This is a genomic window from Janthinobacterium sp. CG_23.3 (genome assembly GCF_046115965.1).
Taxonomy (GTDB): domain Bacteria; phylum Pseudomonadota; class Gammaproteobacteria; order Burkholderiales; family Burkholderiaceae_D; genus Janthinobacterium.
In genome coordinates this window covers 1-13,872 of the sequence record NZ_JBJXIB010000151.1, presented here as the reverse complement: position 1 = coordinate 13,872, position 13,872 = coordinate 1, and the positions used below count along the sequence as shown (strand labels likewise).

Annotated in this window: 9 protein-coding genes; 4 read left to right on the top strand and 5 right to left on the bottom strand. The window is 67.9% G+C overall.

Annotation, left to right across the window (positions count from 1 at the left end; translation table 11 throughout):
* From ACFDR9_RS24440 to hemC, 3 genes are all read right to left on the bottom strand, one after another.
* A partial coding sequence (locus ACFDR9_RS24440; RefSeq protein ID WP_409032643.1) for a uroporphyrinogen-III C-methyltransferase occupies positions 1 to 793 on the bottom strand: 793 nt, incomplete at its 3' end.
* Positions 790 to 1,584, bottom strand: coding sequence for a uroporphyrinogen-III synthase (locus tag ACFDR9_RS24435; RefSeq protein WP_017876615.1), 795 nt, complete (start codon positions 1,582 to 1,584; stop codon positions 790 to 792). The genes ACFDR9_RS24440 and ACFDR9_RS24435, both read right to left, overlap by 4 nt.
* A complete protein-coding gene (hemC, locus tag ACFDR9_RS24430; RefSeq protein ID WP_026132856.1) occupies positions 1,577 to 2,575 on the bottom strand; it encodes a hydroxymethylbilane synthase in 999 nt (332 codons plus the stop codon). Before hemC ends, ACFDR9_RS24435 begins: the two co-directional genes overlap by 8 nt.
* A 149-nt stretch (positions 2,576 to 2,724) precedes the next feature.
* Here hemC and ppc point away from each other — a divergent pair, with 149 nt between their 5' ends.
* Together ppc and ACFDR9_RS24420 are read left to right on the top strand one after the other, a co-directional pair.
* A complete protein-coding gene (gene ppc, locus ACFDR9_RS24425) occupies positions 2,725 to 5,586 on the top strand; it encodes a phosphoenolpyruvate carboxylase (RefSeq protein WP_409032642.1) in 2,862 nt (953 codons plus the stop codon).
* 189 nt (positions 5,587 to 5,775) lie between these two features.
* Positions 5,776 to 7,803, top strand: coding sequence for a PAS domain-containing protein (locus ACFDR9_RS24420; protein WP_409032641.1), 2,028 nt, complete (start codon positions 5,776 to 5,778; stop codon positions 7,801 to 7,803).
* Between the two features lie 113 nt (positions 7,804 to 7,916).
* On the opposite strand, the gene rpoD is transcribed toward ACFDR9_RS24420, so the two are convergent.
* The gene (rpoD, locus tag ACFDR9_RS24415) at positions 7,917 to 10,454 is read right to left on the bottom strand and encodes an RNA polymerase sigma factor RpoD (RefSeq protein ID WP_409032640.1); all 2,538 of its coding nucleotides are present in this window, start codon (positions 10,452 to 10,454) and stop codon (positions 7,917 to 7,919) included.
* Positions 10,455 to 10,993: 539 nt separating this feature from the next.
* On the opposite strand from rpoD, the gene ACFDR9_RS24410 reads away from it, so the two are divergent.
* Positions 10,994 to 11,449: a ProQ/FINO family protein gene (locus ACFDR9_RS24410; RefSeq protein WP_026132859.1), complete on the top strand. Its 456-nt coding sequence runs from the start codon at positions 10,994 to 10,996 to the stop codon at positions 11,447 to 11,449.
* A gap of 9 nt (positions 11,450 to 11,458) precedes the next feature.
* On the top strand, positions 11,459 to 12,082 hold the full coding sequence (locus ACFDR9_RS24405) for a 3'-5' exonuclease (protein WP_017876621.1): 624 nt from the start codon (positions 11,459 to 11,461) through the stop codon (positions 12,080 to 12,082).
* Between the two features lie 91 nt (positions 12,083 to 12,173).
* Here ACFDR9_RS24405 and ACFDR9_RS24400 read toward each other — a convergent pair whose 3' ends face one another.
* Positions 12,174 to 13,607, bottom strand: coding sequence for a PLP-dependent aminotransferase family protein (locus tag ACFDR9_RS24400; RefSeq protein WP_409032639.1), 1,434 nt, complete (start codon positions 13,605 to 13,607; stop codon positions 12,174 to 12,176).
* Positions 13,608 to 13,872 lie beyond the last annotated feature (265 nt).

Genomic DNA, 13,872 nt, shown 5'->3' with positions numbered 1-13,872 from the left:
CCCGCGTGCCTCCTCCCCCCCCCCCCCCCCCCCCTCCCCCTCCCCCCCCCCCCCCCGCGACCGGCTTGGCCGCGGCCGGCTTGGCCTTGGCCGGCTTGGGCGCCGGCAGCGCCGGCGTCTCGTCGGCCAGCATCGGCAGCGCGTCGAGCATGGCGATGGCCGCGTCCAGGCGCAGCGCCACGCCGACCGAGTCGACGCTCGGCAGCGACTTGAGTTTTTCGGTGTCCTTGGCGATGGCGCGGCGGATCGTGATGAATTGCGGCTTGTCCGAGCGCGACAGGCTGCGGTCGGCGTTTTGCAGCGCGATCAGCGCGCCGGCGACGTTGCCGGCCAGTTGCAGCTGCTGGCTGGCGGTCGACAGCACCTGCTCGATTTCGGCCAAGGCCCATTCGTCGCGGTTCTTCGACAGGTCGTTGTACAGCTGTTCCAGCGCCAGTTGCTGGCTTTGCGCCTCGCTCTGGCGGTTTTCCAGCAGGCCGACCTTGGCTTGCAGCTCCTTGGTGGCGTCCTGCACGGCGCGCGCCAGCGTGCCGGTGTCGGCGTTGCTGGCGTCGCCCTTTTGCAAGCGCCGGGCGACGTCCTCGCGCAGGTTGCGCACCTGCTTGTGGGTCGACCAGCTTTGCGCCGCCAGCAGCACGGCCAGCGTGATGACGGCGATCGTCAACGGTCTTTTCAGGGCGTCGCCCAGGGCCGGCGCGCGCGCCGGCATGCTGCTGGCGGACGCGGCGGCGCCGGCGTTCGCGGCGGCGCCCGGGGGCGCGCTCGTTTCGGGTAGGGTAGGCAATTCGTTCATGGTCGTGATTGTAACGCGGCGAGCACCCGTTCGTCGCCTGATCCTGTCAGCGTGATCCGGGTAAAGCCCAGCTCGCTTGCCGTTTGTGCAATGCGGGCGTGGGGGACGATTACATGTTGTTGTTTCATTTTTGCAACAGCGCCGTCGGCGGCGGCGGCGCCGCCGTCGGCGCGCTCGAGCGCTTCGAGCAAGCCGACCAGGCCGCGCAGCGCCTCCGAGCTGGTGATGACCCAGTCGTTGCCGCGCGCCAGCAGGCGCCGCAGCGTCGCCGCCAGCGCCGCCGTCAGCGCCGGCACGCTGCGCCGGTAGGCCGCCACCACGCTGACGTCGGCGCCGGCCTGGCGCAGCCCGGCGGCGATCAGCTCGCGCCCGCTTTCGCCGCGCACGATCAGCACGCGCCGCCCGCGCAGGCGCGCCAGGTCCAGCGATTGCAGCAAATGCTCGGAGTCGCTGTGGGCCGTGTCGAACGGGCTGACGATGTCGGCGCAGGCCGGCGTGACGCCGTGCGCGGCCAGCGCGGCGCGGCTGCCCTCGCCCAGCACGGCCAGCGTGACGCCGGCCGGCCAGCGGGCGATGTGGGCGAAGGCGGCGTCGATGGCGTTCGGCGAGACGAAGGCCACCATCGCGTAGTCGCCCAGGCCGGCCAGCGCCAGCGCCAGCGGCGCGCTGTCGGCCAGCGGATGGATTTCCAGCAGCGGCAGCAGCTCGACCGGGCGGCCCAGCGCGGCCACGCGCGCGGCCAGCGCGCCGGCCTGCGCCAGCGGCCGCGTGATGACGACCGCGTCAGGCATGCGGCGGCCGGCCCTGGCCCGGGTGCTGGTCCGGCTCGACCGCGCACGAGGCCAGGATGGCGGCGGCGTCCTGGCCGCGCAGCAAGTCGGCCACTTGCTCGCCGAGCAGTTCGGGGGCGTTCGCGGCGCCGCTGACGTCGGCGCTGGCCACGCGCGTGCCGTCCGGCGTGGCGACCATCGCGCGCAGGCGCATGGTGGCGCCGTCGACGGTGGCGTAGGCCGCCAGCGGCACCTGGCAACTGCCGCCGAACACCTTCGAGACCTTGCGCTCGGCCGTCACGGCTTGCGCGGTGGCCAGGTGGTTCAGCGGCGCCAGCAGGCGCTGCAGGTCGACGCCGTCGCCGCGCTCGGCGATCTCGATGGCCATCGCGCCCTGGCCGGCGGCCGGCAGGCTGTGCTCCGGCTCGAGCAGCGCGCGGATGCGCTGCGGCAGGCCGAGCCGCTTCAGGCCGGCGGCGGCGAGGATGATGGCGGCGTATTCACCCCGGTCGAGCTTGCCGAGGCGGGTGTCGAGGTTGCCGCGCAGCGGCTTGATCACCAGTTGCGGGTAGCGCGCCGCGATCAGCGACTGGCGCCGCAGGCTGCTGGTGCCGACCACGCTGCCGGGCGGCAGTTCGGCCAGGCCGGCGTAGTGGTTCGAGACGAAGGCGTCGCGCGGGTCTTCGCGCTCGAGGATGGCGGCCAGGCTGAAGCCGGGCGGCAGGTCCATCGGCACGTCCTTGAGCGAGTGCACGGCCAGGTCGGCGCGGCCCTCGGCCATCGCCACCTCCAGCTCCTTGACGAACAAGCCCTTGCCGCCGACCTTGGACAGGGCGCGGTCGAGGATCTGGTCGCCGCGGGTGGTCATGCCGAGAATCTCCACGCTGCACTGCGGATATAATGAAGCCAAGCGCGCGCGCACGTGCTCGGCCTGCCACATGGCGAGCCGGCTCTCGCGCGAGGCGATGACCAGTCTGGATGGAATATTCTGCGTCAATTCGGATGCTTTCAAAACAAGTTCTTTCGCTGTCGTTAACCCTAACCGGCGGACACCAGTCATGTGCACATGTTTAAGATCACAAATTTTATCATGCGCCCTCCTTTGCAGAGCGTGGCCACCAGCCTTTTGCACCACTCACTCACCTATTTGGTTCATCACACATGGTTAAACAAGCTAGCACAACAGACACCCGCGGCGACGCCGACAAGGACGCGCCGTTGAAAGAGGACATCCGCCTGCTCGGGCGCCTGCTCGGCGACGTGCTGCGCGACCAGGAGGGCGACGCCGTGTTCGCCGTCGTCGAGACCATCCGCCAGACCGCCGTGCGCTTCCGCCGCGAGGCCGACGCCGGCGCCGCCGCCGAACTCGACGGCATGCTGAAACAACTCAGCCGCGAGCAGACCATTTCGGTGGTGCGCGCGTTCTCCTATTTTTCGCACCTGGCCAACATCGCCGAGGACCAGCACCACATCCGCCGCCGCCGCGCCCATCTGCTGGCCGGCTCGCCGGTACAACAGGGCAGCGTCAATTTCGCGCTGGGCAAGCTGAAACGGGCCGGCGTCAGCCGCGCCACCGTCGACGCCTTCTTCCGCCAGGCGCTGATCGCGCCGGTGCTGACGGCCCACCCGACCGAGGTGCAGCGCAAGAGCATCCTCGACGCCGAGCACGACATCGCCCGCCTGCTGGCCGAGCGCGACCTGCCGCTGACGCCGAAGGAACGCGGCGCCAACATGCAGTTGCTGCACGCCCGCGTGGCCACGCTGTGGCAGACGCGCATGCTGCGCTACTCGAAGCTGACGGTGGCCGACGAGATCGAAAACGCGCTGTCCTACTACCGCATCACCTTCCTGCGCGAGCTGCCCGGCCTGTACGACGACATCGAGGCCGACATCGCCGAGCAGTACCCGGCGGCGCACGCGCACGGCGCCGCCGACCCGGCGCGCATCGACGCGCCCTACGTGCAGATGGGCAGCTGGATCGGCGGCGACCGCGACGGCAACCCCAACGTCAACGCCGGCACCATGCGCCACGCGCTGGCGCGCCACGCCACCACCATCCTCGACTTCTACCTCGACGAGGTGCACGCGCTGGGCGCCGAACTGTCGGTGTCGACGCTGATGGTCGGCGTCAGCCCGGCCCTGCAGGCGCTCGCCGAACACTCGCCCGACCACTCGCCGCACCGCGGCGACGAGCCGTACCGGCGCGCGCTGATCGGCATCTACGCGCGCCTGGCCGCCAGCGCGCGCGCGCTGGGCGCCACCAACATCCTGCGCAAGGAGGTCGGCCCGGCCGCGCCCTACGCCGACGCGGCCGCCTTCGCCGCCGAGCTGCAAGTGCTGGTCGAGTCGCTGCAGGCGCACCACGGCGCCGCGCTGGTCAAGCCGCGCCTGGCCACGCTCAAGCGCGCCGCCGACATCTTCGGCTTCCACCTGGCCTCGCTGGACATGCGCCAAACCTCGGACGTGCACGAGCGCGTGCTCGCCGAGCTGTTCGCCCGCGGCGGCGCCGAGCCGGACTACGCCGCGCTGGACGAGGACGCCAAGGAGCGCCTGCTGCTGGCCGAGCTGGCCCAGCCGCGCCTGCTGTACTCGCCCTATATCGCCTACTCGGCCGAGACCGACTCCGAGCTGACGATCCTGCGCGCGGCGCGCGAGGTGCGCGCCCGCTACGGCGCGCGGGCGATCCGCAACTACATCATCTCGCACACCGAAACCGTGTCCGACCTGCTCGAAGTGCTGCTGCTGCAAAAGGAAACCGGCCTACTGCGCATGGACCGGGCCAGCGGCGAGAGCGAACTGGACTTGATGGTGGTGCCGCTGTTCGAGACCATCCCCGACCTGCAGCGCGCCGCCGACATCATGGGCCGCGTCATGGCGCTGCCGCAGGTCAAGCAGCTGATCGCCAAGCAGGGCCAGTTGCAGGAGGTGATGCTGGGCTATTCCGACTCGAACAAGGACGGCGGCTTCCTGACCTCGAACTGGGAGCTGTACAAGGCCGAAACGCTGCTGGTGACGGTGTTCGACAAGGCCGGCGTCAAGCTGCGCCTGTTCCACGGCCGCGGCGGCACGGTCGGCCGCGGCGGCGGGCCGAGCTACGAGGCGATCCTGGCGCAGCCGCCGGGCACCGTCAACGGCCAGATCCGCCTGACCGAGCAGGGCGAAATCATCGCCTCGAAGTTTTCCAACGCCGAGATCGGCCGCCGCAACCTGGAGTTGCTGGTCGCCGCGACGCTGGAGGCGAGCCTGACGCCGCACCCGGCGGAGGCGGCGCACAGCGCCAAGCTGGCGCGCTTCGAGGCCGTCATGGCGACGCTGTCGCAGCGCGCCTACCAGGCCTACCGCAACCTGGTGTACGAGACGCCCGGCTTCACCGACTACTTCTTCGCCGCCACGCCGATCGCCGAAATCGCCGAGCTGAACCTGGGTTCGCGGCCGGCCTCGCGCAAGGCCAACCAGCGCATCGAGGACTTGCGGGCGATCCCGTGGGGCTTCTCGTGGGGCCAGTGCCGCCTGCTGCTGCCGGGCTGGTACGGCTTCGGCAGCGCCATCAGCGCCTGGCTCGACGAGGCCGACGCCGCCGCGGCCACGCCCTCGCGCGACGACAAGCTCGGCGCGCTGCGCGCCATGCACGCCGAATGGCCGTTCTTCGCCACATTGCTGTCGAACATGGACATGGTGCTGGCCAAGACCGACCTGGCGATCGCCTCGCGCTACGCCGAGCTGGTAGCGGACGCGGCGCTGCGCGAACGCATCTTCAAACGCATCACGCACGAGCACGCGCTGACGCTGTCCTGCCTGGAACTCATTACCGGCAACGCCGAGCGGCTCGCCGGCAACCCCTTGCTGGCGCGCTCGATCATGAACCGCTTCGCCTACCTGGACCCGCTGAACCATTTGCAGGTCGAGCTGATCAAGCGGCACCGGGCGCTGTCGAACCAGGCGGGCCAGGCCGACGAGCGGGTCCACCGCGGCATCCACTTGTCGATCAACGGCGTCGCCGCCGGCCTGCGCAACACCGGCTGACGCGCATGCCGTTCAGTTAGCCGGCCGGCAACGCCGCCCATCCAGCAAAGACCAAGCGCCGGGGTCGGACCGTCAGGTCCGCCTCCGGGGGGGCGCGCCCCGGCGTTGAGAATATTATCTAAAAATAAATACATTGCGGCAAGAGTGGCATTACAATACCGTTTACCCGGCCCTGCGCGGCGGCGGATATTGGAAAGCGATAAAGTGCCGATGAGGAAATGGTCGATTGAAACCTGGCGCCTGGCCGGCGTGGTTGCCGTGCTGGCGCTGCTGGGCGCCCTGGGCGCCGCCACCTGCCGCGACATGGCGCTGGCGCGCGCCGCCAGCCGACAGGTCGACGCCGTCTACGAACGCCTGTCGTGGCTGGAACAAACCCGTTCCGCGCTGTACCGCGCCCACGGCGCGCGCAACGCCGGCCGGCGCGCGCCGGCACCGCCCCCGCCGGCGCTGGCCGACGCCCGCCTGGCGCAAAGCGGCGCCATGATCGACGCCGCCATCGATACCGAACGCGCCACGCTGCGCCGGCAAAAAACCGCCGAGGCGGCGCAGGAACTGCGCGCGCGCAACGCCCTGGCGCTGCTGCTGCTGACCATGACGGCGTTGATCGGCTACCTGCTGCTGCGCATCCGCAGCCTGACCCGGTCGGGCGAGGCCGCCCACGCCCTGCTGCAACACAGCGAAACGCGCTACCGCCAGATTGTCGACACCACCCAGGAAGGCATCTGGATGACCGACGCCGACCTGCGTATCGTCTACGCCAACCGGCGCATGACGGACATGATGGACTGCGCCATGGGCGACCTGCTGGGCCACCGCCTCAGCGACTTCTTGCCGGAAACGGCCTTGCAGCGCTGCTGTCCGCTGCGCCGCAACGGCGACGTCAGCCTGCGCGACCTGCAATACCAGCGCTTCGACGGCGCCAGCGCCTGGGCCATGGTGCGCGGCCGCTTGCTGCGCGGCGAGCGCGGCGAGGTCAGCGGCGCGCTGTTGATGATGACCGACATCACCGAGCGCAAGGTGGCCGAGCAGGCGCTGGCCACCGCGCACGCCGAGCTGGGCAACCGCATCGCGCTGCGCACCGCCGAGCTGGAGGACGCCAACCTGCTGCTGCGCGCCGAGATCGACGTGCGCAAGGCGGCCCAGCAGGCGCTGGCGCACAGCGAGGAGCGGCTGCGGGAAATCATTTCGATGATGCCGCTGGCGCTGTTCCTGAAGAACGCCGACTCGCGCGTCGTGCTGATGAACGAGGCGTGCGAGCAGCAGTGGGGCGTCAGCTTCGCCGACATCGACCGCCACGGCGAGGCGGCCTACTTCCCGCCCGAGCAAATGGCGGGTTTCCTCGCCAACGACCGGGCGGCCTTCGCCAGCGGCCGCCTGCTGGTCGACGAGGAACTGGTGTGGAACGCCCAGTTGCGGGAAAACCGCCTGGTGCAAAGTTTCAAGAAACCGCTGTTCGACGCCGCCGGCAAGCCGCTGATTTTGATCGCCATGAGCGTCGACGTCACCGACCGGCGCCGCGGCGAGGATGCGCTGCAGCAGTCGCTGCTACAGTTGCGCGAGCTGTCGGACCACCAGCAAACCATCAAGGAGGAGGAGCGCAAGCGCATCGCGCTCGACATCCACGACGACCTGGGGCAAAACCTGATGGCCTTGAAAATCGACGTGTCGATGCTGCACGCGCGCACCGGCGCCACCCATCCGCGCCTGAACCTGCAGGTCGGGCGCGTGCTCGACACCATCGACGCGACCATCAAGTCGGTGCGCACGATCATCAACGACCTGCACCCGAGCACGCTGGAGCTGGGACTGTGCGCGGCCGTCGAATGGCTGCTCAAGGAGTTCGAGCGGCGCAGCGCCATCCGCTACCAATTGATCATCCTCGACGACAGCGCCAACGCCACGCTGGACAACCGCCAGACCGCGGCCATTTTCCGCGTGGTGCAGGAGTCGCTGTCGAACATCGTGCGCCACGCCCAGGCCAGCGCGGTCGAGGTGTCGCTGAACCTGAACGCGCGCTGGGTCACCGTCGTCATCGCCGACAACGGCGTCGGCATCCAACCGGGCGACCACGGCAAGGCCGCCTCCTACGGTTTGAAGAGCATCAAGGAACGCATCGGCGCGCTCGGCGGGGAACTGGTGATCGACGGCCGCAAGGGCAACGGCACGGCGCTGTCGATCCTGATGCCGGTGGCGGCGGCGCCCGCGCTGGCCGCTTAGGCGCCGCGTAAACGACAAAAACCACCGGCGTCAAACCGGGGCCGCCCCCTCCAAGGGTGCGACCCCGGCTCGACGCCGGTGGCTTGAACGGCTTGGGCGGGGCCGCCCTGCCCTTAGTTTTGCGTCAGGAAGGTTTTCAGCTTGTCCGAACGCGACGGCTGGCGCAGCTTGCTCATCGCCTTCGCTTCGATCTGGCGGATGCGTTCGCGGGTGACGTCGAATTGCTTGCCGACCTCTTCGAGCGTGTGGTCGTTCGACATTTCCACGCCGTAGCGCATGCGCAGCACCTTCGCTTCGCGCGGCGTCAGCGAGTCCAGCACTTCCTTGATGACGTTGCGCATCGACGCGTGCAGCGCGGCGTCCAGCGGCGCCAGCGTGGTGTTGTCCTCGATGAAGTCGCCCAGTTGCGAATCGCCGTCCTCGCCCATCGGCGTTTCCATCGAAATCGGCTCCTTGGCGATCTTCATGATCTCGCGCACCTTGTTTTCCGGCATTTCCATCTTGATCGCCAAGGTCGCCAGGTCCGGCTCGCTGCCGGTTTCCTGCATGATCTGGCGCGAGATGCGGTTCATCTTGTTGATCGTCTCGATCATGTGCACCGGCACGCGGATGGTGCGCGCCATGTCGGCGATCGAGCGGGTGATCGCCTGGCGTATCCACCACGTCGCGTAGGTGGAAAACTTGTAGCCGCGGCGATACTCGAATTTGTCGACCGCCTTGAGCAGGCCGATATTGCCTTCCTGGATCAGGTCGAGGAATTGCAGGCCGCGGTTGATGTACTTCTTGGCGATCGAAATAACCAGGCGCAAGTTGGCGACCGTCATTTCGCGTTTCGCGTGGCGCGCCCGCTTTTCGCCGGCGGCCATCTGCTTGTTGATCTTGCGCAGGTCGGCCAGCGGCAACGCGACGCGCGCCTGCAGGTCGATCATCTTCTTTTGCAACTCTTTGACGGCCGGCACGTTGCGCCCCAGGATGGCGCTGTACGGATAGCGGCAGTCGACTTCGCCGTCGACCCAGTCGAGGTCGCACTCGTTGCCCGGGAAGACCTTGATGAAGTGGGCGCGCGGCATGCCGCATTTGTTGACGCACAGCTCGATGACCGCCTTCTCGATGTGGCGCACCTCGTCCATCTGGCCGCGCAGCGTGTCGCACAGCTTTTCGACGACCTTGGCGGTGAAGCGAATGCCCAGCAGTTCCTGGGAAATCGCCTCCTGGGCCTTGATGTAGGGCTTCGAGTTGTAGCCGTCCGGGGCCTTGCGCATCTTGTCGAACTGGGCCGAGATGGCGGCGAATTTTTCCAGCGCGTTCTTTTTCAGTTGCGCCAGTTGTTCGCTGGAGAAGCCGGCCGCGCCGCCGTTGGCGTCGCCGTCTTCCTCCTCGACTTCGTCCTCTTCCTCGTCGTCGTCGCCGCTGGCGGCGACCGGGGCGGCGGCCGGGGCCGGCGCGTTGCTTTCGTTCAAATCAACGAAGCCGTCGACCACCTCGTCGACCTTGATTTCGTCGCGGGCGATCTTCTGCGACAGCGCGACGATCTCGGCGATCGTCGTCGGGCAGGCCGAGATGGCCTGGATCATGTCCTTCAAACCGCCCTCGATGCGCTTGGCGATCTCGATCTCGCCTTCGCGCGTGAGCAGCGCCACGGCGCCCATTTCGCGCATGTACATGCGCACCGGGTCGGTGGTGCGGCCGAAGTCGGAGTCGACCGTCGACAGCGCCGTGGCGGCGGCGGCCTCGACTTCGTCGTCGCTGGTGACGGTGGCGACGTTGTCGGTCAACAACAGGCTTTCGGCATCGGGGGCGCGCTCGTAGACCGCGATCCCCATGTCGTTGAAGGTGGCGATGATGCCCTCGATCGCCTCCGGATCGATGATGTTTTCCGGCAGTTGGTCATTGATCTCGGCGTAGGTCAGGAAGCCGCGCTCCTTGCCCATGTTGATCAAGCCCTTGATCTGCTGGCGGCGGCGCTCCAGGTCGGCCGCGGTGGCCTCGGCGTCGCCGCCCAGCGCGTCGGCCACCGTGCCCTTGGCCTTGCGGTCGCGCGCCTTCGAGACGGCCTTCAGTTCGGCGCGCTCGACCGCGTTGAGTGCCGCCACCTCGTCGTTTTCCGGCGTGAACTCGCTCGGCTTGCGGCCGCGCCGGCCCGGCACCTTGACTGTCGGCAGGAAATAGTTGGACGTGTCGATGGCCGCCAAGGCGTCGGCGTCGGTGGTCTGGCTGACGGCCGGACCGGAGGTGACGATCACCACCGGCGCCGGCTCGACCTTGGCGCGCACCACCTTCGAGCGCGCCGCCACCACCACCTTGGCGGTGGCGGCGCTTTCGGTGGCCTTGCGCGCGGCCGGCGCCAGCTTGACGACGGCGGCCTTCAACGCGCTTGCCTCGTCGCCGTCCTGCCCGGCGCCCTGCTCCATTGCCGGCTCGGCTTGCGCCTCGGCGGCGCCGTCCTGCGCCAGCTCCTGGCCCGGCACCGGCACGGCGGCCAAGCGCGAACGGGTTTTCTTCACTACCGTGACCTTATTGGGCGCCTGCGTATTATCCGCTTGCGTATTATCGATAAAGTAAGATAGAGTCGTTTTAGGCAGCGCCAGTTGCGCCGATGCAGGGCGCGGCGTTTTGGCCGACAACGTTAATGTTTTGGGCGTATTTTTCATTAAATATCTCTCTCTATGCGAGACCACATGGTTTCGGCGAAGTGAATGATCCCACCTAAGCCTGCAAATCGGACTCGATGGAGCGTGTGCTGCGGCTGCCGGCTAAGGGCAGCGGGGCCAATCTATCGGGACGTTCGAAGCCGACGCAGCCCGTTGAGGGCGCGCCGCAGCTGAAGGGGGCGTAGATAAATCGGCGGTGTACATTGCGGAATGAAAAAAAGCCCGCTACCAAAACGGGCTTGAATCTATTATTCAGTGAAGAATAGAGGAGAGCGAGATTATGCTCCACGGCCACCTATTAGGATAATTGATAATTCAGATATCTGACATCAACCATGCCCATAACATCGCCGCGCAGCGACTGCTCTTATCCCCTGCACTACTGATCCGGCGCAAGCCGGTGGTCAGCGCAAGCAGACATTATACACATTTCCTGCCCGTCGCGCCTATCCAACAGCATGGCAAAAAAGACATTATTGGCTTAAAAGTCAATGCGCTGGCCGTTCTTGCGTGCTATGCTCCCGTTTCCTGCCTAACCAATGAAGTCGATGAACACGTCTAGTCTCACCCCTCAGCCAGCCGCAACGGCCGCCCCAGCGCAAACCGCGCGCGCCCTGCTCAAGCAATTCCAAGACCAATTTCCGCCTTTCCGCGACTGCCTGCCGTTGTCGATCGGTATCGACAAGCAGATCCTGGCGCGCCTGCCGGAGCTGGACCGCAAACTGATGCGCACCGCGCTGGGCATCCACACCGGCTCGCTGCGCTACCTGCGCGTGATGGAAAAAGCCAAGATCCGCTACGACCTCGACGGCACCGCCGGCGCGGAAGTGACCCAGGTGCACCGCGACCACGCGACCCAGGTGTTGCAGCAGCGCTTCAAGAAGGAAGCCGAGCGCAAGAAGGCCGAGCGCGAAGCGGCGGCCGAAGAGGAAGCGAACCGCGTCCGCCTCGACAAGCTGAACCAGCTGACCGCGAAATTTTCGCGCAAGGGCTGATCCAGCCCCATGAGTACGGACATCGAGCAGCCCCTGCCGCCCTACGAGGGCATCAAGCTGGCCGACGTGCGCCTGGTACACAGCGCCGAGGACGCGGCGGCCGCGCTGGCGGCGCTGCTGGCGGCCGACGCGATCGGCTTCGACACCGAGTCGAAGCCGACCTTCCTGAAGGGGGAAACCTCGACCGGACCGCATTTGATCCAGCTTGCCACCGACGACACCGCCTACCTGTTCCAAATCGGCGCCACGCCGGCGCTGGCGGCGCTGAAGGCGATTCTGGAGTCGGGCACGACCTTGAAGGTCGGCTTCGGTCTGAGCGACGACGTCAAGCGCTTGCAAAGCAAGCTTGGCATTACGGTGGCGCAAGTGCTCGACCTGTCGGTGGCGCTGCGCGGCGGCCAGCGCAACGACCTCGGCGCGAAAAGCGCGGTGGCGAAATTTTTCGGCCTGCGCCTGCAAAAATCGAAGAAAATTTCCACCACCAACTGGTCGACGACGCGCCTGAGCGAGCGCCAGATCCTCTACGCGGCCGACGACGCGCATGTGGCGTTGCGGGTGTACCGGCGCTGGATCGCCGACGGCGGCAAGGTCGCGCCGGCGAAAGCGCGCCGGCCGGCGCCGCTAGCGCAGTAGCGCCGCCGGCTTCACAACCAAGCACCGGCACAGAGCCGGGGCCAGGCCTCCAGGTCCGACCCCGGGGTTACGCCCCTGTTTTGTTCGGCGCCTACGGCCCGCCCCCTTCCAACTGCTGCGCCGCCAGCCGCCCCAGGGTCGCAATGGCGGCCTCGTGCGTGGCGTCCCACGGATGGCCGTAATTGAGCCGCACGCAATGGCCAAACGCGCGCTTGGCGGAAAAAATCGGTCCCGGCGCGATGCTGATGCCGTGCCGCAGCGCGCTGCGGTGCAAGGCCAGCGCGTCCACCCCCTTCGGCAATTCGACCCAGACAAAATAGCCGCCCTGCGGCCGCGTCACCCGCGTGCCGGCGGGGAAATGCACGGCGATCGCCTGCAGCATCATGTGCTGCTGGGCCGCCAGCGCCAGCCGCAGTTGCCGCAAATGCCGCTCGTAAGTTCCCCGCCCCAGGTAATCGGCCAGCGCCAGTTGCGACGGCAGCGCCGCCGTCAGGCTGGTGCTCAGCTTGAGGCGCTCGACCGCGCGCGCGTAGCGCCCCGGCGCGGCCCAGCCGACCCGGAAGCCGGGCGCCAGGCACTTCGAAAACGAGCCGCAGTGCAGCACCATGCCCTGCTCGTCGAAGCTCTTGCTGAGGGCCGGGCGGCGCGCGCCGAAATACAGTTCGCCGTAGACGTCGTCCTCGATCAGCGGCACGCCATGCCCGGCCAGCAGCGCCACCAGCGCGCGCTTCTTTTCCGGCGGCATCAGCCCGCCCAGCGGATTTTGGAAGCTGCTCATCAACCAGCACGCCTTCGGCCGGTGCCGCACCAGCGCCTCGGCCAGCGCCGCCAGGTCGATGCCGTCGCGCGGGCTGGTGGCCACTTCGACCGCCACCAGGTCGAGCCGCTCCAGCGCCTGCAGGCCGGCGTAGAAGCTGGGCGACTCGACCAGCACCGCGTCGCCCGGCCGCGTGACGGCCTGCAGGCACAGGTTCAAGGCCTCCAGCGCGCCGTTGGTGACGACGACCTCGTCGCTGGCCACCCGCACCCCGTCCATCTGGTAGCGCAGCGCGATCTGCCGGCGCAACTCGGCGTTGCCTTGCGGCAGGTCGGCCACCGTGCTCCACGGGTCGAGCCGGCGCATGCTGGCCGCCACCGAGCGCGCCAGCCTGGCCATCGGAAACAGCAGCGGGCTGGGGAAAGCCGAACCGAACGGCACGATGTCGCGCGCGCCGGCCGCCCCCAGCACCTCGAACACCAGCTCGCTGACGTCGACCCGGGTCGATTCGCCCTGCGGCTGCGAGGCCTCCGGCTCGGGCGCCAGCGCGGCGCGGCTGGGCGCCACGTAGTAGCCCGAGCGCGGCCGCGCGACGATCATGCCGCGCGCCTCCAGCAAATAGTAGGCCTGGAACACCGTGGCCGGGCTGACGCCGCGGCGCTGGCGCTGCTGGCGCACCGAGGCGATGCGCTCGCCCGGCAGCAGCAGCTTGTTGGTGATCATCGCGGCGATCTCTTCGGCCAATTCTTCGTACAGCTTCACGCGCATCCATCCAATCTTGCCCAGGGCGGCATAAAACTGATCCGTAGTTTTATTGCACTTCTGAGTCTGTTTTTCTTCGGTCCGGCAGTATATCCTTGTGTCCGCCGCCTGTATGGTCGGCCTACAATTTTATAGGTATGCCCATGTCCATGTTTTCAAGCCAGGCACGCCGGCGCGCCGGCCGCGCCATCTTGCTGTTCGCCCTGGCGGGGGGGGGGGGGGGGGGGGGGGGGGAGAGCAGCAAGTAGGTTCGTTTCGCATCCACGAAAAG

Excerpts from the sequence above, each read along its gene's own strand:
- ppc (WP_409032642.1), top strand. The coding sequence starts at position 2,725 with ATGGTTAAACAAGCTAGCACAACAGACACCCGCGGCGACGCCGACAAG.
- ACFDR9_RS24435 (WP_017876615.1), bottom strand. The coding sequence starts at position 1,584 with ATGCCTGACGCGGTCGTCATCACGCGGCCGCTGGCGCAGGCCGGCGCG.
- ACFDR9_RS24400 (WP_409032639.1), bottom strand. The coding sequence starts at position 13,607 with ATGCGCGTGAAGCTGTACGAAGAATTGGCCGAAGAGATCGCCGCGATG.
- ACFDR9_RS24405 (WP_017876621.1), top strand. The coding sequence starts at position 11,459 with ATGAGTACGGACATCGAGCAGCCCCTGCCGCCCTACGAGGGCATCAAG.
- rpoD (WP_409032640.1), bottom strand. The coding sequence starts at position 10,454 with ATGAAAAATACGCCCAAAACATTAACGTTGTCGGCCAAAACGCCGCGC.
- ACFDR9_RS24410 (WP_026132859.1), top strand. The coding sequence starts at position 10,994 with ATGAAGTCGATGAACACGTCTAGTCTCACCCCTCAGCCAGCCGCAACG.